The 21,686-nt window shown below is 63.3% G+C and carries 18 protein-coding genes and 1 rRNA gene; 11 read left to right on the top strand and 8 right to left on the bottom strand.

Annotation, left to right across the window (positions count from 1 at the left end):
- The first annotated feature begins 117 nt into the window (after positions 1-117).
- The 10 genes from rrf to KHO27_RS15905 all read left to right on the top strand — a co-directional run bounded on the left by rrf (position 118) and on the right by KHO27_RS15905 (position 11,960).
- Positions 118-233 (top strand): 5S ribosomal RNA (gene rrf, locus KHO27_RS15950).
- 324 nt (positions 234-557) lie between these two features.
- Positions 558-2,201 carry an acetolactate synthase large subunit gene (locus tag KHO27_RS15945; protein WP_102685196.1) on the top strand — a complete coding sequence of 548 codons (1,644 nt, stop codon included), beginning with the start codon at positions 558-560 and terminating at the stop codon, positions 2,199-2,201.
- 221 nt (positions 2,202-2,422) lie between these two features.
- A complete protein-coding gene (locus KHO27_RS15940; RefSeq protein WP_214500473.1) occupies positions 2,423-4,369 on the top strand; it encodes a flavin monoamine oxidase family protein in 1,947 nt (648 codons plus the stop codon).
- Positions 4,370-4,504: 135 nt separating this feature from the next.
- Positions 4,505-5,401 (top strand): nitrilase family protein, encoded by an 897-nt coding sequence (locus tag KHO27_RS15935; protein WP_102685195.1) that lies wholly within the window; start codon positions 4,505-4,507, stop codon positions 5,399-5,401.
- Between the two features lie 93 nt (positions 5,402-5,494).
- Positions 5,495-6,562: a hypothetical protein gene (locus KHO27_RS15930; RefSeq protein ID WP_232968190.1), complete on the top strand. Its 1,068-nt coding sequence runs from the start codon at positions 5,495-5,497 to the stop codon at positions 6,560-6,562.
- Positions 6,559-7,536: an asparaginase gene (locus tag KHO27_RS15925; protein ID WP_214500472.1), complete on the top strand. Its 978-nt coding sequence runs from the start codon at positions 6,559-6,561 to the stop codon at positions 7,534-7,536. The genes KHO27_RS15930 and KHO27_RS15925 overlap by 4 nt, the downstream gene beginning before the upstream one ends.
- A gap of 82 nt (positions 7,537-7,618) precedes the next feature.
- Positions 7,619-8,173 carry a UPF0149 family protein gene (locus tag KHO27_RS15920; protein ID WP_214500471.1) on the top strand — a complete coding sequence of 185 codons (555 nt, stop codon included), beginning with the start codon at positions 7,619-7,621 and terminating at the stop codon, positions 8,171-8,173.
- A gap of 177 nt (positions 8,174-8,350) precedes the next feature.
- The gene (locus KHO27_RS15915; protein WP_214500470.1) at positions 8,351-8,980 is read left to right on the top strand and encodes a glutathione S-transferase family protein; all 630 of its coding nucleotides are present in this window, start codon (positions 8,351-8,353) and stop codon (positions 8,978-8,980) included.
- A gap of 18 nt (positions 8,981-8,998) precedes the next feature.
- On the top strand, positions 8,999-11,014 hold the full coding sequence (locus tag KHO27_RS15910; protein ID WP_214500469.1) for a 2Fe-2S iron-sulfur cluster-binding protein: 2,016 nt from the start codon (positions 8,999-9,001) through the stop codon (positions 11,012-11,014).
- Between the two features lie 46 nt (positions 11,015-11,060).
- The gene (locus KHO27_RS15905) at positions 11,061-11,960 is read left to right on the top strand and encodes a LysR family transcriptional regulator (protein WP_214501992.1); all 900 of its coding nucleotides are present in this window, start codon (positions 11,061-11,063) and stop codon (positions 11,958-11,960) included.
- Positions 11,961-12,010: 50 nt separating this feature from the next.
- Here the strand turns inward: KHO27_RS15905 and KHO27_RS15900 are convergent, their stop codons facing one another.
- The 5 genes from KHO27_RS15900 to pdxR all read right to left on the bottom strand — a co-directional run bounded on the left by KHO27_RS15900 (position 12,011) and on the right by pdxR (position 18,590).
- The gene (locus KHO27_RS15900; protein ID WP_214500468.1) at positions 12,011-13,429 is read right to left on the bottom strand and encodes an aminotransferase-like domain-containing protein; all 1,419 of its coding nucleotides are present in this window, start codon (positions 13,427-13,429) and stop codon (positions 12,011-12,013) included.
- Positions 13,430-13,452: 23 nt separating this feature from the next.
- The gene (locus tag KHO27_RS15895; RefSeq protein ID WP_214500467.1) at positions 13,453-14,877 is read right to left on the bottom strand and encodes an L-lactate permease; all 1,425 of its coding nucleotides are present in this window, start codon (positions 14,875-14,877) and stop codon (positions 13,453-13,455) included.
- Between the two features lie 288 nt (positions 14,878-15,165).
- Positions 15,166-16,470 carry a type II toxin-antitoxin system HipA family toxin gene (locus KHO27_RS15890; RefSeq protein ID WP_102685186.1) on the bottom strand — a complete coding sequence of 435 codons (1,305 nt, stop codon included), beginning with the start codon at positions 16,468-16,470 and terminating at the stop codon, positions 15,166-15,168.
- The gene (locus KHO27_RS15885; RefSeq protein WP_178082022.1) at positions 16,467-16,844 is read right to left on the bottom strand and encodes a helix-turn-helix domain-containing protein; all 378 of its coding nucleotides are present in this window, start codon (positions 16,842-16,844) and stop codon (positions 16,467-16,469) included. The genes KHO27_RS15890 and KHO27_RS15885 overlap by 4 nt, the downstream gene beginning before the upstream one ends.
- A 246-nt stretch (positions 16,845-17,090) precedes the next feature.
- Positions 17,091-18,590 carry a MocR-like pyridoxine biosynthesis transcription factor PdxR gene (pdxR, locus tag KHO27_RS15880; RefSeq protein WP_214500466.1) on the bottom strand — a complete coding sequence of 500 codons (1,500 nt, stop codon included), beginning with the start codon at positions 18,588-18,590 and terminating at the stop codon, positions 17,091-17,093.
- 225 nt (positions 18,591-18,815) lie between these two features.
- Between pdxR and KHO27_RS15875 the strand changes: the two genes are divergently transcribed.
- A complete protein-coding gene (locus KHO27_RS15875) occupies positions 18,816-19,286 on the top strand; it encodes a GNAT family N-acetyltransferase (RefSeq protein WP_214500465.1) in 471 nt (156 codons plus the stop codon).
- Positions 19,287-19,536: 250 nt separating this feature from the next.
- Here the strand turns inward: KHO27_RS15875 and KHO27_RS15870 are convergent, their stop codons facing one another.
- From KHO27_RS15870 to KHO27_RS15860, 3 genes are all read right to left on the bottom strand, one after another.
- Positions 19,537-20,271: an ATPase gene (locus tag KHO27_RS15870; RefSeq protein WP_110701205.1), complete on the bottom strand. Its 735-nt coding sequence runs from the start codon at positions 20,269-20,271 to the stop codon at positions 19,537-19,539.
- On the bottom strand, positions 20,258-20,521 hold the full coding sequence (locus tag KHO27_RS15865) for a hypothetical protein (RefSeq protein WP_110701203.1): 264 nt from the start codon (positions 20,519-20,521) through the stop codon (positions 20,258-20,260). The genes KHO27_RS15870 and KHO27_RS15865 overlap by 14 nt, the downstream gene beginning before the upstream one ends.
- A gap of 334 nt (positions 20,522-20,855) precedes the next feature.
- Complete coding sequence (locus KHO27_RS15860; RefSeq protein WP_214500464.1) at positions 20,856-21,395, bottom strand: BRO-N domain-containing protein; 540 nt, start codon at positions 21,393-21,395, stop codon at positions 20,856-20,858.
- Positions 21,396-21,686: the final 291 nt, after the last annotated feature.

Below are 21,686 nucleotides of genomic sequence, written 5' to 3'. Positions count from 1 at the left end.
GCTGAGGCCAAATTGTGGTGGTGAAGACGAAACGAACCGAAAGTTCGCGACGAACCACACATATCGCATATCCGAATTGGCTGGCATGTCTGCAAGGACGTACTGGCAACCGAATTTCTTGACGACCATAGAGCATTGGAACCACCTGATCCCATCCCGAACTCAGCAGTGAAACGATGCATCGCCGATGGTAGTGTGGGGTTTCCCCATGTGAGAGTAGGTCATCGTCAAGATTCATTTCGCAAAACCCCTATCTGCGCGAGCAGGTAGGGGTTTTGTCTTTTGCGCGTTCCGACAAGCCCGCTCCCACGGTATTCTGTTCCTACACGGGATCCGTTTGCTGACAATCACGCAAAAATCCTTTGCTCGTCGGCTACCTCACATCGCCGCGTCACAGGTGCGACAATATTGCCGTCACATTAAGTGACTTCCCCGTACCTACCCTGCGTCAAGGCTTAGGTTCGGGGCAATCCTGGCACCCGGACCGAGCGATGCCAGCGTACCGTGCTGCGCATTTCTGGACTTTCACCGTCCTATTACTTGAGGTTAGAAGCAAGATGGCCAAGGCCGCCGATGTCGTTGTGCAATGCCTGGAAAACGAAGGTGTCGAGTATGTGTTCGGCATTCCCGGTGAGGAAAACCTCGACCTGCTCGAGTCCCTGCGCAAGTCGAAGATCAAGCTGGTACTGACCCGCCACGAGCAATCCGCGGGCTTCATGGCCGCGACCTACGGCCGCCTGACCGGCAAGACCGGCGTCAGCCTGTCGACCCTCGGCCCTGGCGCGACCAACCTGGTGACCGCCAGCGCCTACGCCTACCTGGGCGGCATGCCGATGATGATGATCACCGGCCAGAAACCGATCAAGAAGTCCAAGCAAGGCCGTTTCCAGATCATCGACGTGTGCGGCATGATGGACCCCATCACCAAGTACACTCACCAGTTCGCCTCGGCCGACAACATTCCTGCGCGCATGCGTGAAGCCTTCCGCCTGGCGGAAGAAGAGAAGCCGGGCGCCGTGCACCTGGAATTGCCGGAAGACATCGCCGCCGAGCAGACCGACGCCCTGCCGATCCCGCGCAGCCTGCACCGTCGCCCGCTGGCCGAGCACGTGGCCATCGAAGCCGCCGTGCAGAAACTGCAGAACGCCCGCAACCCGATCCTGGTGATCGGTGCCGGCGCCAACCGCAAGATGACCGCCAAGGTCCTCAAGCAACTGATCGACAAGACCGGCATCCCGTTCATCACCACCCAGATGGGTAAAGGTGTGGTCGACGAGCGTCACCCGCGCTTCCTGGGTAACGCCGCGCTGTCCTCCGGTGACTTCGTTCATCGCGCCGTCGAAGCCGCCGACCTGATTGTCAACATCGGCCACGACGTGATCGAGAAGCCACCGTTCTTCATGGTTCGTGGCGGCACCGAAGTGATCCACGTGAGCTTCCGCTCGGCTGAAGTCGATGCCGTGTACTTCCCGCAAGTAGAAGTGATCGGCGACATTGCCAACGCCGTATGGCAGATCAGCGAAGCGCTGACCGATACCAGCCACTGGGACTTCACCCGCCTGATGGCCATCCGCGAAGCGAACGAAGCGCAGATCGCCGAAGGCGCCGACGACGACCGCTTCCCGGTCTATCCGCAGCGCATGGTTGCCGACATCCGTCGCGCCCTGCCGTCTGAAGGCATCGTCGCCCTGGACAACGGTATCTACAAGATCTGGTTCGCCCGCAACTACAAGGCGCACAAGCCCAACACCGTGCTGCTGGACAACGCCCTGGCGACCATGGGCGCCGGCTTGCCATCGGCCATGGCTTCGCACCTGGTGTACCCGGATCGCCCGGTCATCTCGGTCTGCGGCGACGGCGGCTTTATGATGAACAGCCAGGAGCTGGAAACGGCCGTCCGCCTGGGTATGCACATCACCGTGGTGATCCTGCGTGACGACGGCTACGGCATGATCCGCTGGAAGCAGGCCAACATGGGCTTCACCGATTTCGGCCTGGACTACGGCAACCCGGACTTCGTCAAATACGCCGAAGCCTACGGTGCCAATGGCCACCGCGTGGAAAGCGCCGAAGCCTTCCTGCCGCTGCTCGAGCACTGCATCAAGACCCCTGGCGTGCACGTGATCGACTGCCCGGTCGACTACAGCGAGAACGACCGCATCCTCAACAGCGAGCTGCGTGAGCGCGCGCTGGCGGTCTAAACCGTAGCATCCTCATCGCGGGGCAAGCCCGCTCCCACGCCATCCGCAACCACAGAGCTAATACAGGGCTTGAGGGAACGGGTAGCGTGGGAGCGGGCTTGCCCCGCGATTGCGTCTGTTCTGGCAACGACGCACTCAGCACCGCGATACCCCTCTACCGCTCCCCATCTCCCGGCTCTCGGCATGCTCAGGCTCCTCATCTACCTTGAGAACCCGAGACCATGACCATTGGTTCAACGTACAACCATCCCGCCGACCTGGCCGTCGAGCCGCACTCTCCAGTGCTGCCATGGGCCGCACGCTTCCCGAACCCGCCTGACCTGTGTTTCGACTACCGACGCCTCGTCGAACAACAGGACGGTATTGCCCAGGCTTCCCGTCCTGCACATCGCATCTGCATTGTCGGTGCTGGCGTCACCGGCCTTACCGTCGCACGTGAACTGCTGCGCTGTGGTTTTACCCATATCACCCTGATCGAGCAGGCCCGGCGTATCGGGGGACGTCATCTCACCGTGTCGACCCCAGCTGGCAAGCCGCCGGGATGCACCGCTCCCTTCGAGATGGGCGCCATGCGCATGCCGTTCTTCAACCGAACCGGCGAGCCGCCCAAGGCAGGCCGTTCATTGATGGCTTACTACGCCAACCTGTTTGACCTGCGTCTTTCCGCTTTCCCTAACCCTGGCACGCAGTGGGTCAATGCAACGGGTATCTACCTGCGTGAAGGCCAGCTTGAAGGGGAGGGCGATCCGAAGCTGCTGATCTGGAAGAATCCCGAAGGTCACACTCCACCACCTACCGCGGTACTACAGAGGATTCATGGCAAGTGGCGGCGCTTTGCCGAGCGTTTCGCCGAACAGGTGGCCGCCATTTACGGCACAGAAGGCTGGCTGGCGATGTGGTCGGCAATCGTCGAGCGATATCACAGGCTGTCGTTCCGTGAACTGGTATTGCTGTCGAGCCAGGAGGTTTGGGACCCTGGCAACCCAGGCGATTTCGGCGGCGTTGGCATGGACCGTGACGAATCGGCGATCTTCTATGCAATCGGTATCGGTGATGGCAGTTGGGGCGCCTTCTACGACGTGTGTTGCCTCTATCCGTTGCGTACTGCCATTTTCGGTTTCAGCAGCCATCTGCAGCTTGTGCATGGGCGTGTAGATGAAAGGGGGCGAGTGCTTGCCGCGCCGTATCAGGGTATCGAGACCGTGCCCGACAGCAAAGGCCTGCATTTCCAGGCACCTGCCTATCTGGGGATCGCCGCGTTGGATGAGGCCCTGCTGTTCATGGATATTGCTGGCTTGGGCGAATCCTTGTACAGCCAATGCGTGACGCGTAAGGATGGCCTGCTGACGGACAGCTCTGTTCATGGCCTGGACAAATTGGCCGATGGCCGCATCCGCGTCGATTACCGTTGGCGGCACAGTGATGAAGCCAAGGCTCAGCCGATGAGTGAGGTGTTCGACAGCGTGGTGCTTACCACGCCGTCCTGGTTGATCGAAACAGGGATGCGCCTGGAGGGGTTCTCCCGGAACATGCTGCCACCGGACATTATCGAGGCCTGGAAGCACGCCCATTGGGAGACCAGCTGCAAGGTTTATGCGCCGCTGCGTAAAAGCTTTCTCGACCAGCATCCCCATCTGCCGCAGATCCTGGTCACCGACAGCTTCGTGCACGATGTCTATGCCTACCGTTACAACGATCAGCACAGCCGCGATTGCATCCTGCTCAGCTACACCTGGGAGGACGATGCCACCAAGCTGGCGGCGTATTCAGACGCCGAGTTGGTGGAAAAATGGGTAGCGGAACTCGATCGGATTCTGTTGCGTTGCGCCAACATCGGCGAGCCCATCTCGCCGCACATCGATCTTGGAAATACTCGCATACAAAGATGGATGACAGACAGGAATGCACTTGGCTGTGCGAAATTGTACCGGCCGGGTGCCTATTACGACGCGGTAAGCCTGATGAAGTACAACCGCGAACTGAGTGCCCATTCAGGGCTCTACCTCGCCGGAGAGTCTTTCTCTGTCGATGCCGGCTGGACCGAGCCGTGTCTGCGCACCGCCATCGACACCGTGATCAACCTCTGCAACAACACCGACGCACGTTTCAAGGATGGCTTCAACCTCGAGCACTATCCGCATTATCAGGTGCCTCTACAGGTGCTTTGAAACAACTTTGTAGGAGTGCTCCTCCCCGTATTTTCGCACTCTCCCGCAGTTCCAGAGGATCCTGCTGACTGTCGCTCCACCTGCCATGCCCGTTCTACTGGCGGCCTTCCATAACAACCAGAAAAGGAAGCCGCCATGCAGGAACACACCACCCCCGTCAGCCCCGTACGCATTGCCGTCATCCAGTACGACCCGCAGGTCGGCCTGGACCATTGTGATGGCAACCTGAGCCGTGGTTTGGCCCTGGCCCGCCGAGCCGTGCGTGAAGGGGCGAACCTGATCGTGCTGCCGGAGCTGGCCAACACCGGCTACACCTTCAACTCCCGCGCCGAGGCCTATGCCCACGCCGAGTCGCTGGAGGATGGACGATGCCTGCAGGCCTGGGCGGAGTTCGCCCGTGAGCAGCAGGTGTATCTGGCTGCAGGCTTCGCCGAGCGTGACGGCCTCAAGCTTTTCGACAGCGCCGTGCTGTTCGGCCCGCTGGGGCTGCTCGGGCATTACCGCAAGGCGCACTTGTGGAACCAGGAAAAGCTCTGGTTTACCCCCGGCGACCTGGGCTTCCCGGTGTTTGAAACGCCCATCGGCCGCATCGGCCTGCTGATCTGCTGGGACATCTGGTTCCCGGAGGTGCCACGGCTCATGGCAGCGCAGGGCGCCGACATCATCTGCAGCCTGAACAACTGGGTCTGGACACCGCCGCCGCTGTTCGACGAGGCCGGACGCTGCATGGCCTCGTATCTGACGATAACCGCAGCCCACGTCAACAATGTCTATATCGCCGCCGCCAATCGCATCGGTCGGGAACGCGGCGGGCGCTTCCTCGGTTGTTCGCTGATTGCCGGCACCAACGGCTGGCCCATCGGCGAGGTGGCCGGTGCCGAGGAGGAGTGCATCCTCTATGCCGACGTCGACCTCAGCGCCGCCCGCTCGGCGCCTATCTGGAACAGCCTCAATGACCTGCCGCGTGACCGCCGCACCGACCTCTACGACGCCACCTTGGGTTATCGGCTGCATGCGCCGATGCCACGTTGAGGAGGCGCCATGGAACAGCACCTTTCTTTACCGCGACAACGGTCGTCGTCGCTGATACTCCTGGGCCTCGCGCTGCTTTGCGTTGCCAGCCTGATGTTGGGTGGATGGCCCGATTATGCGCAACTCGTCGCAACCCTCGACCAGCCGCTGAGCAGGCTGCGCTGGATGGTCGGCGATATCAGTGAGGTCGCCTTCTACAAGCACGAGTTGCCGGCACTGGGGCTGCTGCTGGGGGCGAGCCTTGCGCATTGGGCCCAGCAGCGTGGGCATCGCTGGCAGGGCTTCGCCATCTGCTACGGCACTGGGCTGTGGCCCTGGCTGATTATCAGCTCGCTGCTCGGCCTACTGCTCAGCCATGCGTTGTGGGGCTGGACGCTGGACGGTGGTACCTGGCAGCCGACCTTCGTCGCCTTCGTCTCGCTGCCGGCGGCCATGGTCCTGCTGTTTGGCGGCGGTTGGCGCGTCGCGATCAATGGCGCGCTGCTCGGTGCCGTGCTGGTGACGCCGGCCAGCCTGCTGCTGGTCAACTACCTGTGCTACCCGCTGCAGTTGCCGGTGGTGATCGGCAATGTCAGTGGCATGGCCCTGGCCAGTGTGCTGGCGTTCCTGCTGTGCAAACGCTTCCCGGTGCTGGTTCGCGATGGACAGCGCCCTGCGCTCGTAGCGACAGCCAGCCAGCCGGACTATGGCGTGGCCTGGACCCTGCGTCGGGTACTGGCCGATTTCAGCGAAGCGCCGTTCTTTGGCAATGAACTGGCCAGCCTCGGCTTGCTGCTGGGCGTATTGCTGGCTTATGTATTGGCCCCGGCGGCACCGGCCTACGGATCGCAACTGGTGCTGCAGATGGTGGCCGGGCAGGGGTTGGCATCGCTGGTCGGTGTGCTGTTCTGGCGACGGCAATGGAAGGAGCGGGGCTGGTATCCGACCTATATTCCCATCGTCTCGATCGTGCCCGCCGCCGTGCTGACACTGGGTGGCAGCTGGCAGGTGATCATCGCCAGCGCAGTGCTCGGCGCGCTGATCGCGCCACCGCTTGCCGTGGCAATCAGCCAGCGCCTGCCAAGCTACATGCACGGTTATATCGGCAATGTCCTGTCCATGGCCATCAGCACCCTGGGTATCGTGCCCCTGGTTGGTCTGCTTGCGGGAGGTAACCCATGACAGCACCACGTGTTTCCATCGGCAGCCTGGGCGGTACGGTCAGCATGCAATCCGGGGCGCCGGGGCAGGGTGTGACACCCCGGCTCGACTGTGCCGCGCTGTTGAGTGCCCTGCCTCAGTTGCAGCAACTGGCGCAGATCAGCACCGCCACGTTGTGCCTGGTGCCGAGCGCCTCCCTGGCATTCACCGACATGCTGGATGCGCTGGCCTGGGCAAACGCACAAGTGCAAGCCGGGGCCCAGGCCGTGGTGCTTACCCAGGGCACCGATACACTGGAGGAGACCGCGTATTTCCTCGATCAGCTTTGGCCCCATGACACTCCGCTGATCATGACCGGCGCCATGCGCTCGGCCTGCCAGCCGGGCGCAGATGGTCCGGCGAACCTGCTGGCGGCAGTGCAGGTTGCGATAGCCGATGGCAGCCGGGGGCGTGGCGTGCTGGTGGTGATCAACGACCAGATTCACTCGGCCGCCCGGGTACGCAAGACTGCCAGCCTGGCAATGGCGGCTTTCGAATCGCCTGGCGCAGGGGCGATAGGGGAAGTGGTGGAGGGCTGTCCCATCTATCGTCAGGCTGCCGCGCCACGCTGGGTGTTGCCCCTGCCGGCGCAGGTCGGTCACCAGGTCGTGCTGCTGGAGGCCTGTCTCGATGCCGATACGCGGCTGCTGCAAGCCCTTGGTGGCATGGGCTATTCAGGGCTGGTGGTTGCCGGCTTTGGCGCAGGCCATGTCTGCGAAGCCTGGGCCGAGGCTTTGGAGGAGGTCGCAGACACCATGCCAGTGATTATCGCCACCCGCACCGGCAATGGCCCGACAGCCCGGGGAACCTACGGGTTCGTCGGCGGCGAGATCGACCTGCAGGCCCGCGGCCTGCACATGGCCGGCTGGCTTTGCCCGCGCAAATGTCGGCTCTTGTTGTGGCTGCTGGCCGGTAGCGGGCGGCAGGCCGAGCTGGCGCAGTGGCTGCAGCAATAGCCCGATGCCCGTTCCCATGAAGGGAGCGGGCAGGCGTTGCCTATGCTAGGGTGCACGCACATTTACCCAGGACACCCACCCCATGCTCCCCGCGCTCAGCGAAAAAGAACTCGACCGCCTCGAAGACCTGCTGATCACCTACGGCAACGATTATTCGGTACTCAACCTCGCCGAGCTCAACGGTTTCTTCACTGCGCTGGCCAGCTCCCCCAGCAAGGTCATCCCTGAGCAATGGCTGCCTTCTGTCGCCGGTGGCAAGGTGCCCAAGTTCAAGAAGCCTGCCCATGAAGAAGCGTATACCGCGCTGATGCTGCGTTATGCCAGCCAGGTGGCCGAAGAGTTGGCCACGGACCTCGAGGGCTTCGAGCCGATGTTCGAAGAGGGCGAGAGCGAAGAGGGCCCGACGATCATTCTCGAGGAGTGGTGCTTCGGCTACATGCGCGGCACGCAAGTGGCCGAGTGGAGCGAGCTGCCGCCGGAGCAGGATCGTCTGCTCAAGGCCATTTCGCTGCATGGTCTGGAGGACAACTTCGAGCTGCTCGACTCGATGAGCTTCGATGAGCGCCAGGCCTGTGTACCGCTGGTGGTCGAGGCGGCGCGGGGGGTGTACCAGTACCAGAAACAGCACCGGCATTGAGATCGCAACCGCGGGCGCGTGGGAGCGGCGATGCGGCGACCCGACTTGCCCCGCGATTGTGATTATTCCACCTGCCGAAATACTGGATTGCTCCCAGCACTGATTCTGTTGCCTGCCGATCCAGTGCAGCATGTTCTCCAGCAGCGCCACTCCCGGCGCTGATCCGGAGCCCAGAACATGCCAAGCCCGATCAAGCTCTACAACTTCCCCAAGTCCGGCCATGCCCACCGTATCGAGCTGATGCTGTCACTGCTCGAACTGCCTACCGAGCTGGTCTTCGTCGACCTGGCCAAGGGTGAGCACAAGCAGCCTGAATTCCTCGCCATCAACCCCTTCGGCCAGGTGCCGGTGATCGACGACAACGGCATCGTCATCGCCGACTCCAACGCCATCCTCGTCTATCTGGCCAAGGCCTATGGCGGCGAGCGTTGGTTGCCCGAAGATCCGGTCGGCGCCGCCCGTGTGCAGCGCTGGTTGTCGGTGGCGGCAGGCCCGCTGGCCTTCGGCCCGGCTGCCGCCCGCCTGGTGACTGTATTCGGCGCCTCGTTCAACACCGATGAAGTCATCGGCCGTGCCCACACCCTGCTCAAGGTGATCGACGCCGAGCTGGCCAAAGGCCCGTTCCTGGTCGGTAACCAGGCGACCATCGCCGATATCGCCAATTACTCGTACATCGCCCATGCGCCGGAAGGCAATGTGTCGCTGGAACCGTACCCCAACGTGCGCGCTTGGCTGACCCGGATCGAGGCGCTGCCGGGCTTCGTGCCGATGCCACGCACCGTCATCGGTTTACAGACCACGCTCTGAACCCAGAGGAATGCCGCCATGCGATCGCCCTGGCATGCAGGTGAAAAACGGCTGCAGGAGCAAGTCGGTGTTGCAGAGCGCATGGAGGTGTTCGGCCAGAAGGTCATCCGCGACTTCATGCCCGACCAGCATCGCGCGTTCTACCAGCAATTGCCGTTCCTGGTGGCCGCTGCCGTGGATGCTGCTGGCACCCCTTGGGCGACGCTGCTCGAAGGCGCGGAAGGCTTCGTCAGCTCGCCCGATCCCCGGCAACTGCTGATCGGCACCGCGCCTGCCGCTGATGACCCGGCCACGCCGGGCCTGGTGGATGGCGGTGCCATTGGCTTGCTGGGGATCGAGCTGCACACGCGGCGGCGCAATCGCCTCAATGGCGTGATCCGTCGGGCAGGCGCCGGCCAGCTGGAGGTGGTGGTCGAGCAATCGTTCGGCAACTGCCCCCAGTACATCCAGCTGCGCGAATACACCCGCGTCGATGAACCGCCGCAGGCGCGTCGGGATTCATCGACACTCGATGCCGCGTCCCGCGCCATGATCGAAAACGCCGATACCTTCTTTGTCGCCAGTTACGTCGAGCAGGAAAACGGCCAACGTGCCGTGGACGTCTCCCACCGCGGTGGCCGGCCCGGTTTCGTCAGGGTCGAAGGCAATCGCCTGACCATTCCCGACTATGCCGGCAACCTGCATTTCAACACCCTCGGCAACCTGCTGGTCAACCCGGTTGCCGGCCTGTTGTTCATCGACTTCACCACGGGCGATGTGCTGCAGGTTTCCGGGCGTACCGAGGTCATTCTCGACAGCCCGCTGATCAGCGCTTTCGAGGGGGCCGAGCGGATCTGGACCCTGGACATCGAGCAAGTGGTGGTCCGCCCGGCTGCGGTGTCGTTGCGCTGGGCCTTCCAGGAATACGCCCCTACCAGCCTGATGACCGGCACCTGGGGCGAAGCCGAGCAGCGCCTGCAACAACGTGAGCGCCAGCGCCAATGGCTGACCTGGCGCGTGCTGCGTATCGAGCAGGAAAGCCGCGATATCCGTTCGTTCTACCTGCAACCCGAGGAGGGTACGGCGGTGGCCTTCGCACCCGGCCAGCATATTCCCGTGCGCTTGCAGGTTGATGGAGAGGCACCGCTGATCCGCACCTACAGCCTGTCCAGTGCGCCGTCCGATGGCCACCTGCGCATCAGCGTCAAGGCGCAGGGGCCGGCGTCACGCTATCTGCACCAGCAACTGAAGGTCGGCGACCCTTTACAGGTGCGCCTGCCCATGGGCAGTTTCACCCTGGATCACACCAGCGACCGGCCCCTCGTGCTGGTCGGTGCTGGTGTCGGTATCACCCCGTTGATCGCCATGCTCCGCGAGCAACTGGCCTTGGGGCTGGGGCGGCGCATCTACCTGTTCCACGGTGGCCGTACGCTGGCCGACCTGCCGTTCCAGCACGAGCTTGCCGAGCTCCAGCAGCACGCCGGTGGCCTGCTGAGCATTCACCGCGCCCTGAGCCTGCCCGAACCCCAAGCCGTGCAGGGCCGCGACTATGTGTTCGCCAGCCGCCTGGGCATCGAGCAGATCAAGGCCACGCTGCCGCTGGACGACTACGACTTCTACCTCTGTGGCCCGGCCAGTTTCACCCAGGACCTTTACGAAGGCCTGCGCACGGTGCATGTACCGGATGCCCGCATCCATGCCGAAGCCTTCGGCCCTTCGACCCTGCGTCGCCACAACGACGACAACCAGTCCACCCTGCAACAACCGCCGCCCGCCAGCGAACCGGTGCCGGTGTACTTCGCCAGCTCCGCCAAGGAAGCGCGCTGGGCGCCCGGGGGCGGCACCTTGCTGGAACTGGCGGAGCGCCGCGGCCTGTCGCCGGACTTCAGTTGCCGCGGTGGCTCCTGCGGCACCTGCAAGACCAAATTGGTCAGCGGCCAGGTCCACTATCCGAACCCGCCCGCCGAACTGCCCGAAGCCGGTAGCGTGCTGATCTGCTGCGCGATTCCGGCCCAGGCCGAGGAAGGCGTGCAGCCCCTGGTACTGGAGCTCTAGCGTGACCACGGCGATAATCGCTCGACGACAACGCGTGGGGCGCGGCATGGACCAGATCCACCTGATGAAAGTGTTCGTGGCCGTGGGCGAGCTGGAAAGCTTCGCCGCCGCCGCTCGCCGCCTGGCCATCTCGCCGGCGGCGGTGACCCGCGCCGTCAGCGCCCTGGAGGAACAGCTCGGGGTCAAGCTGCTGCTGCGCACCACCCGCAGCGTGCGCCTGACCGAGGCCGGCGGGCGCTATCTGGAAGACACCCGGCATATCCTCGCCAGCATTGTCGAAGCCAACGAAGCCGCCGCCGGCATCAACGCCGCGCCCAAGGGCGACTTGGCGGTGACCGCGCCGATCCTGTTCGGCAAGAAGTTCGTCATGCCCTGCATCGTGCGCTACCTGCAGCAGTACCCCGAGGTGGACGTCTCGGCGTTCTTCCTCGACCGCGTGGTGAACCTGGTGGAGGAGGGCATGGACGTGGCCGTGCGCATCGGCCAGTTGCCCGACTCGGGCCTGAAGGCGCTGCGGGTGGGCAAGATGCGCCGGCTGCTGTGCGCCTCGCCCGTATACCTCGAACGCCACGGCACGCCGCGCCATCCCTCGGAGTTGCAGAAGCACGAAGTCATCGCCGCCGGGACGCTGTCACCTCGCACGGACTGGCGTTTCGGCGCCATCGACGACCCGACGCTGATCCGCATGAAGCCGCGCCTGACCGTGACCAGCAACGACGCCGCCATCGCCGCGGCCAGTGCCGGGCTGGGGATCGCCCGGCTGCTGTCGTACCAGGTGGCGGACGAAGTGGCGGCCGGGCGCTTGCAGGTGATTCTGGCCGAATACGAGGAGGCGCCGTGGCCGATCCATATCCTGCATCGCGAGAGCAAATATGGTTCGACCAAGGTGCGGACCTTTATCGATATGTTGGCCGAGCACTTGCGTAGCCAGGCGCATCTGGCTTGATTCCGGAACCTGGGGCTGCTGCGCAGCGGCCCCAAGTACCTCAAGCTCAATCAAGGCCTTGAAAGGCCAGCGCACTCCGCCAGCACCCTCAACCCGCCCATCACCTGCGGCGTAATCACCCGCCCCAGGCACACCCGCAACCCAGTGCCACATTCCCCATCGGCAAAGAACATCCCGCTTGCGCCCACATTGCAGCCACGCTCCGCGGCAAGCCGTTGCAGCGCCAGCATGTCTGTCCCTCGCGGTAATTCGACCCAGTGGATGAAGCCGCCCCGAGGCGCCACATAGCGCGTCCCCGCCGGAAATACCGAGCGCACCAGCGCCTCCATCACCCCGGCCTGCGCCGCCAGCCGCCCACGCAGTTTCGCGCAGTGCTCGTCCATGTACCCCCGCCCGATGAATTCATCCAGCACCCGCTGCGCCAGGCTCGATACCGCCAGGTTGCGTGAAAACATCTGGGCCAGGATCGCATCCCGGTACCGTCCGGCCACGCACCAGCCCACCCGGTACCCCGGCGCCACGGTCTTGGAGAACGACGAGCAATAGATCGTCTGCCCGGTCACGTCGTAGTGCTTGATCGCCCTGGGCCGCTGCGCCTCGTCCACCAGGTCGAAGAAGATGTCGTCCTCGATGATCGGCACATCCGCCGCCTGCGCCAGCTGTGAGAGCCGTGCCCGCGCCGCGTCGGGCATGATGAAGCCCCGGGGGTTCTGCAGCGTCGGGTTGAGGAACACCACATCGACCTTCCCGCGCTTCAGGGCCCACTCCAGGTGCTCGAGGTCCATGCCGCTGTCGGCGTGGGTGCGAATGGGCAGGGCGCGCATCCCCAGGCGTTCGATGGTCTGCAGGATGCCGTAGTAGGTGGGTGTCTCGATGGCCACCGTGGCGCCCGGCCGGGCGACGGCTTCGAGGGCCAGTTCCAGCGCCACGGTGTCGCCTGAGGTCACCAGGATATCGTCCGGCCCGCAGGCCACGCCGCGTTGCAGCATCAGCCCGGCGATACGCCGGCGCAGCGAGGCCAGGCCGGGTGGCGCGATCAGCCCGGCCAGCGCCAGATCGGCCTTGCTCGCCAGCGACGCCAGGCATCTGCTCAGTAGCACCTGGGGGGCCAGTTCGTCATGCAGCACTGCCGAGCTCAGCGAAAGCGTGGTGTTGCTGGCCGCCTGGGCGAGCATGGCGACCACCGCGTGGTCGACGTTGACGGTGACGCTGGCCAGGTCGAACCCCTGCACCTGGGCCGCGCCCTTGGCGACGAAATAGCCTACCCGTGGCCTGGCCTGCACATAGGCATTGGCCTCCAGCTCCGCCAGGGCCCGTTGCACGGTGGCGATGCTGCTGTCGAACAGCCGCGCCAGCTCGCGCACCGAGGGCAATTGCATGCCGCTGGGCCATTCACCGCTGTCGATCTGGCGCAGCAGCCAGGCGTTGACGGTGTGCCAGCGCTTGTCGGGCTTGGGAATGCGGTCCATGGGGGCTCTTTGTGGCGTCAGGTTCAGGCCCCCGAAAGGTAGAGCAAAACCACGCCGGTTGCAGCCACGATGACAATGTTCAGCACGACCAGGGCAAAACCGAAGCGGATCAGCCCGTGCTCCTCGTCGCGGTTGGCACCGGCCAGCCCGATGATCAGCGCCAGGATCGACAACGAGCCCAGCGCGCCGTGCCCGGCGGCACTGTTGGCCATGGCGGCCAGCCACGCACCATGGCTGTCGGACAATGCCGCGATGGCGGGCATCACCAAGGTGGTACCGCCGACATTGGAACTGGTGACATAGCCGGCCAGCCCTGCCAGCAACGACACCGTCGCGGCCAGCGATACGCCGGACAGCGACTGCAAGGCCCGTTGCGCCTCGACCAGGAAGCCCGCCTTGACCATCACCTGGGAGAGCAGCAGGAACAGGAAGATCGTCGCCACCGGAAACCGTGCGCGGGTGAACAGTGCCCGCCACGGGAAGCCGCCGCCCTGGCGCGTGGCCATCGCCAGCACCACCAGCAGCAGCGCCAGCCCCGGAGAGGCCAGTGGCTTCCACGCCACATTGGCGCCGTGCACCACCCACCCGCCGTCCCAGCCCGAGACCAGGAACAGCCCACGCGAGGCGACGATCACCCCCAGCAACGCCAGGTACGGCCACGCTGCCCGTGGCCAGTGCACCAAGGTTCCTCGCCGCGCCCAGGACAGCGCCAGGCCCGTGCAGGCCACCGCCAGCCCGGCCAGCACCCCCGAAGCCTCGGGCCCGATCCAGCGATTGGCCGTATACAGCACTGTGCTGAACAGCAGCGAGATCGCCGCCAGCCCTAGCCATGCCTTGAGGCTGCGGATCCCCGCCAAGGCCAGTGCCACGGCGGCCAGGCAGAGAAACACCGGTGCGCTGACCAGCGCTGAATGGCTGCCCAGTTCCTGCGCCGGTACATGGGCCAGCAGCGCGCCGATCACCGTGGCCAGCCCTAGGGTGCCCCACGGCATCACCGCCATCCCCGCCAACGCCATCTTCATACCCGTCTGGCGCGAAAACAGCCCCATCAGTAATGGCACGGTAGCGATCAGCGACACCCCGAACCCGGTCATCGCTTCCAGCAGCGGCGCCAGGCCCAGGACGATGAATATCACCTGCATCGGTGGCGTCCAGCCCAGCTCCCGTACCCAGGCCCCGATAGCCTGCGGGGCGCCGGCGCGCTCGACCAGAATGGCAAAGGCCAGGCCCGGGGCGATCACGCCGGCGGTGCTGAGAAACAGGATCAGCGTGTCTTGCAGGATCGCGCCGGACACCGCCGTCGAGAGCGGCTGCGCGACGCCCAGGCCCCACAGCAGCAGGACACCGGCCACGCCGGCCAGCGCGGCCTGCACGGGGGGGCGGCGCAGCAGCAGGATCAGGGTGATCACCAGGCCTATGGGGGACATTTGCAGCAGCAGGGCAGCCATGATGCGGGTTCCTTTAGCCATCCGGGGGAGTGTGGGAGGGATGGTGGAGGGAAGGGAGAGACGGCAATAGATACAGGGGGGGTGGGTTTTTCAATACAGCTCTGGCGGCTAGCGAGGAGCGGCGCTCGGTCCTGCGTTTGCAGCGTTGGAAATCCGCGCTACGCTTAATTATTAACTCGCCCATGACCACGTTCGACAGGATTTCCTGTCTGGCACTTTAGATGCCGATTTGTGGCGTGGGCGAGCCTACCTGCTTAATGCCTTAAGGGGGTCGCAGACGATCTTCGCTCACAGCCCCTCTCCAAGGTACAGGCGATGAACTTCGCCGATCCGCTTACTGGCGGTGGCGGGTACACCGGCCTCTCTGGCAAAACGCGGCCACTGTGCGACGGCTTCACAGACTTCCTTGATGATCCCTCGTGCATCCATCCCCCGGACCTGGCTGGCCACGCTCAGCAAATCGTCGAGGGTGAAGTCGTCGCGTTTGCCGTTCACGGTCATCTGGTGGCTATCGACCCAGAAGCTGCCAGGCAGGTAGGAATAGGACACGTCATACGCCGGCGTGAGGTACCAGGTGCCGTCGGTGTCCATCATGAAGGCCGTGTTCTTGGTATGGTCGTCCTGGTTACGTGCCACCAGGTTGAACACCATGCGGCGGTAGAACTGTTCGGCGCCGTCGCGGGAAATCCGCAGCGCGCGCATCACCCCGAAGGCCTCGGCATAGGAGTATTGGCCAGGCTTGCGGAAGTCGGCGTGGTCGAGTGCGCACAAGGTCGCAACGTGGATCTTTTCACCTTCGGCCGTGCGGTCGAAGCGTCGGGTCATGAAGTGAGCGCGTCCACCTTCCTCTAGCAATCGGCACTCGGTCATGGTGATGCCGGCCGCCTTGGCCATGAGGTGGTAGGCGTACTCGATGCGCCCGTAGCCTTGTGAGTCAGCCAGCACGGTCGAGTCCTTGGCCACATCGAACTTGAGCAACCAGTACTCGAAGCCCGGCGGCGCGGTGACCTGCCCCGAACGGATCTCGCCTTCGGCATTCATGGCGATCACCGCCTTGGCCCGGGCGCCGCCCGCGCTGGTACCGATCTGGATGAGGTGCTGCAGGGCGCCGTCGTCCAGCGATGGGTCCTTGGCATCCAGGCGCTCGGCGATCGACTCGCGTTCGGACAACACCTCGCTGGCCAGGCGCACCAGTGCATCGATATGGATGCTCTCCCCCTTGTCCCGCTCGGTGGCCATCGCCGGGCGATACTCCAGGGCGCCCATGCCGCGCTTGCCCTGGTACAGCAGGCGCTCGACCGGGGTAAACGTTGCCTTGTCACGCCCCTGCTGGGCCAGCCAGGCATCGATCAGCGCGTTGCCGAAATCATCGGGCAGGGAGTCGGCGAGGATCGAGGGCAGGCCCTTGAAGGTTTCGCGGTCCAGCCCCTGGAACACGTAGGTGTAGTCCTGGCGCAACGGCATATGGACCGGTGAGATCTCAAGGCCCGTCCTGACGAACTCGGGGGTGTATTCGAACTCCCCGGTCTGGGTCTGCGTGTTCCAGTTGAGCGCGCCTACATACACATCCCAGAGATAGATCCGTGCAATCACCAGCTGTCATCCTTGTCGGGTTTCGAGCCACCAATGAGCGTGGGCTTGCCGATAGGCGTCCTGATTCCGTGTTCAGGCGCCGAAGGTGTAGCCCGTGTGACGGTCGCCCGCATCCGCTGCTTGCCCTGCATTTTTGCCAGTTGCACGGGGCTGGTCCTGACGTCCTCGATGAGGGAGGCGAGACGATCAAGCTCTCCCAGCACTCGCAAGACGGCAATCACGTTCACCAGGGTGCCTTTGCCTGCCGTGAGCTTGCGGTAGGTCTCCCGGGAAATCCCGGCTTCATGGGCGACGATGTCCTGGCCAATATTACGCTTCAGGCGGATAGCCTCAATGCGTTGGCCGATCTCGTTGGCGATAGCGTCGTCAGTCATTGATATGGCTTTCATAACGCCTGGGATCCTATGCTTAAAACGCCGTTATTGACCTGAATGCCTCTGATTCTAGGCTTTGTATAGTGCCCTTGAAAGGACAATTCGCTACTTGAATAAAGCCTAATTCTCTAGGCGTTAAGTGTGTATTTTGGGTTTTACGCCAAGAATTATAGGCGTTGTCCGATCCTGGTGTTCGCGGCGGTTTTCAGCGTTTGGTTTACCACATTTCGTTTCGCGCAGAACTGGCTACCGAATCGAGCGTCCCGAAGTGACCAAACCTGCCAGCACCTTCCCCAGTTTCACCACCGCCTCCCTCATCTCAGCAGGCGTCAGTGCCGCAAACCCCATCAGCAAGCCGGCATCGTTCCTCGGCTGCGCATACAAGCTGCCCAGCCCCAGCAGATCGATCCCCGCCCCGCGTGCCGCCCTGACCACAGCGTCTTCCGCCAAGTCCTGAACGAAATGGCAGGGCATCTGCAGCCCACCCACCGGCACGTGTGGGCGCAGGAACGCCCCCAGGTGCCGCTGCACCAGGTCCGCCAGCACGTCGCGTCGCTCGGCATAGAGGCTGCGCATGGCCCGCACATGGGCGTTGAAGTGGCCGTCTTCCATGAACCGAGCCAGGGTCAGCTGGGCGACGGACGCGTTGTGGCCATCCTGCAACGTTCGCGCGGCGGTCATTGGCGCGACGAGCTGGGGCGGCAGCAGCAGGTAGCCGATGCGCAGCCCGGCGCCCAGCGACTTGGTGAAGGTGCCGATGTACAGCGTGCGCGCGTGCGAATCCAGGCCCTGCACGCAGGCGGTGGGGCGGCCGGCGTAGTGGAATTCGCTGTCGTAGTCGTCCTCGATGATCCACGCCTGCTGCTGGTGCGCCCAGTCGATGGCCAGCAGGCGCCGGTCCAGCGACAGGGTGGCGCCGGTCGGGTATTGGTGCGAAGGCGTGAGGAACAGCGCCCGTGCATCCGGCGCCCGCTGGGCCATGCCATCCACTTGCAAGCCGTGCGCGTCCACCGGCACCGGCACGCCTTGCAGCCCGGCAGCACTGATGGCCTTGCGGGTGCCCTGGTACAGCGGGTCCTCGACCAGTACCCGGTCGCCTGCGTCCATGAGCACCTGGGCGCACAGGCCCAGGGCCTGCTGCGAGCTGGTGAGGATCAGGATACGGTCAGCGGATGCCTGCGCGCCGCGTTCGAGGTTGAGGTAGTCGGCGATTGCGCTGCGCAAGGCGAGCATGCCCTGTGGCTCGCTGTGTTCCAGGGCACGGGTGCCGTATTCCTTGTACACCTGCCGCTCCAGCTTCTCCCAGACGGCCAGGGGGAAATGCCGGGTTTCCGCCACGCCCGGGGCGAAGGGGCGGGGTGATTGGAAGTTGTGAACGCCACCGCTGTGCAATAGCGCTTCACCTCGGCGGCTCAACTGCACCGGGGCCTCGCTGTGTGCCGGTCGCTGGCGCTTGCGCGACGGCAGGCAGCGGGCCCGTTGCGACACGAAGCTGCCGCTGCCCACGCGCCGCTCGATAAAGCCCTCGGCGTGCAACTGGCTATAGGCCGACTCCACGGTATCCCTTGAAACCCCTAGCGAACTGGCCAGCGACCGCGACGCCGGTAGCGGCTTGCCGACCGGCAGGGCACCCTCAAGGATCAATTGGCGGATGGCCCGCTGGATGCGCACGTGCCGCGCCAGTGCGCCATGGGCGGGATCCGTTAGCCAGGCTTTTACCGATTCCAGCTGGGCGTGTTTGAACATTGGCCTGGGTCCTTGGCGGGTAGATTTGACAGATGCCAGCCAATCCTAGGGCCGGATCACGCCCCTGAAAATGGTCTGGTAACTACCGAATAATTGGCAGGTAAAAACCAGCCATTTATCCGCTATAAAACCCAGGTCCGCAAGCAATCACCAAGGAAGGCAAGCGCTGCGGACAGGCCGGCCCCCTCACTCATTCAGCTGTGTTGTCCAAAAGGGGTTTGAACAATGACCACCACCCAACTGCCCGTTTTCGTACGCCAAGTGAAACAAGCCGACCTGCAGCCATGGTCCGAATACTGGGCGCAATACCAGGCTTTCTATCAAGTCGACCTGGGCCCAGCCATCACCGAGCGCACCTGGGCGCGCTTCTTCGACCCGGCCGAGCCCATGCACTGCGCCGTGGCCACGGACGGCGAGCAAATCTTCGGCTTCGTTCACTACGTGTTCCACCGCTCGACCTGGGGACGCAATGATTTCTGCTATCTGGAAGACCTGTTCGTGTCGCCGAATGCGCGGGGGAGAATGATCGGCAAGCGCCTGATCGAGTTCGTCCAGGACCAGGCCCGGCAGCAGCGGTGTGACCGGTTGTACTGGCATACCCAGCAGACCAACAAGACTGCGCAGCGGTTGTATGACTGGATTGCCGAGAAGCCGGGGGTGATCGAGTACCGGATGCCGTTGGAGGTTGCTCACTAAGTCCAATCTGAGCTGATTAGGGCGTGAGAGCAGGCTTGCCCCGCGAAGGATGGCACCGGCTGCGGGGTGTAAGCCCCTGCAGCGCCGCTCCCACGCCCCAGTCATCAGAAATCTTCCTTCGAAATCTGCCCTGCGTCTTAAGGTACTGTCAGACTATTCAGGAAGAAGAACCCCTCCCTTGCAGAGGAATTCTTAAACCAATCTCGAACGACAGTCGGGATGGGTTGAAGGGGCAATTACTACGCTGGCTTCATGCTTCCAGTACTTTGCTCACATATGCATCCAGGAACCAATCCGGCATTTCATCCTGATGGAATTCGAGTGCCGTGCCATCGGTTATCTCAGCCAAAAAAATCGATTCGTCACCGGTGTTATCGAAAATGTAGGCTCGGTTGGTGGCCGCAATGGCTTCGGGCAGCAGTGCCAAGGTACGAGCGTAGCGCTGGACGATTTTGTCCTTAGGTACGTCGTGTCCGCCGTCTTCGACCCTGTTAGCCACCCTCAGGATATTGATCTGGGGTGAGTTGGTTGCGACGAAGTACAGGTAGGTTCGATAACCCAGTTGTCGGGCCTCATTCATGAACCTCACCTTTTCGGCCGACGACATGACGGTCTCGAAGGTGAAACTGGCTCTACGCTCGAGGAGCTCATGCCGGATGAAGTCCGCAATGACCGAGGCGTAGTAGGAGTTCATGGTGATAGCGCGAAGGTCTATGCACTGCCCAATAAGCTCCACTGTCGCTACGGTGTGCTGTAGCTGCGCCTTGATCAGCAAGGGGTGATTAGCCAGGAAGGTAGTCAGCTTCTGGAGGGGCGGGCTGATATCGAATTCGGCCAGATTGATGCAGCCGGTTGCACGCGCAGCTTTTTCCAAGTCATCTGCATTGATGTAGGTATTTATCAGGCCTGCCGGGATCTGATCCTTGATGGTGCTTTTGCCGGAGCCGTTGGGCCCGGCAAAAACCCGCAGTTTAGGCGCGCCCATCGATCTTGCGAACAGTAAGGACCTGGCCTTTCTGGACCTTGCGACGTGGCCTGGATTCGACCAACACCTCAACCTGCCCGTCAGCGTGGGTTGCTACGATTCGATCCTGTTCGACGGTGACCACGGTGTGCCCTGCTGCGACAGCGCGGAAGTAGGCAAGGCGCGTCGCAGCAGCTGCCATTTCTGGAATCTGGCTTTCCAGATTTTCGAGGGCTGCGTCGCTGAGCTGCTTTTTCTGAACGGTTGCCATGGGTTCTCCTGGGCCAGTCAGGTGCGAATACGCGATGCGTGCCATTGTAGCGCTGCCAAGCGTTACCAAACAGGGGCGCGAGGTGTCTTCTTGGCAAAAACTATGAGCGCTTCGCTCTGCATCGGATCGTTGCGGTTGCGCATGCCTTCGATGTCGCAAGACTCATGATCCGCTCTAAACTCATCAATGGTCTTGCCCTCGACCACGTGACTGGCCTGTTCCAGTCCGGCACATCGATGCCCTTTGTGGCGAGGGCAAGCCCTTCTTCTGCCATTACCGCTGTGTGTGGGAGCGGGTTTACCCGCGAAGGGCCGCAGAGCGGCCCCAGGGATCTTCAATCCCCAACCCCATGCAACCGCAACGCCCGCTGCGCACATGCCTTCCAGCTCAGCTTGCGCCGCTCGGGCACCACCACGGGTACCTCCGCCGCCATCACCACCGGCATATCCCGCATCCGTACCCAAGGCTCACTCTGCCAATACAACAGACTCGCCGTATGCCCACCCGGCCAGCACATCCTGCCCAGGCGCGGCAGGTCTTCCAGCGCCGAGTCCTGCCCATCGCGCAGCACCGCCACCACCTCGTGGGTCAGCCAGTGCCGCAGGTGACGGTTTTCCGGAATGTGATGATGGGCCAGCAGGGTATAGGCCCCGGACTCGCTGACCATGGTGGTTTCGCCGTACTGGCCGTAGCGCAGCAGCTGCACGGTGCGATGCTGGTCGGGGTCGAGCTTGCGGATGCAGTGTTCGTCGAAGAAACGCCCGGTCATTCGGCCGAGTTCGTGGGCGCAGAACCAGGCCTGGGATTCGAGCCAGAGGGTGTGGAGCGGGCGGTTGTAGCGAGTGAAGAGGGTGGAGTCGTGGAGGTCAGTCATGGCTGGCCTCCCGGGTCCTGAGGGAGTGGAATAGGCGGGACGCATGTGCGAAAGGCCTGCGAACGGTTTCGATAGGCATTTCCTTTACCTCTACGTGATTGCCAGCTTTCTTAGGGCTGGGTGTCGGGAGTTAAGAAACCCACGTAGAGGCCGGACGTATTCCCCTTTCGGGTCTTGTATTGGTCCACTCCCGACATAACACGTTTTCGCGCGCAGGATTAGACCACAGGCACAAAAAAACCGCATCTGTCGGGGCGGAACGACCGCTACGTGAGGCGTTTCTTAGGCGCC

Origin of the sequence: Pseudomonas sp. RC3H12, assembly GCF_018596375.1 — a bacterium.
Lineage (GTDB): Bacteria > Pseudomonadota > Gammaproteobacteria > Pseudomonadales > Pseudomonadaceae > Aquipseudomonas.
The sequence above is the reverse complement of the archived record's forward strand: the minus strand, read 5'-3'. Positions and strand labels throughout refer to the sequence as shown.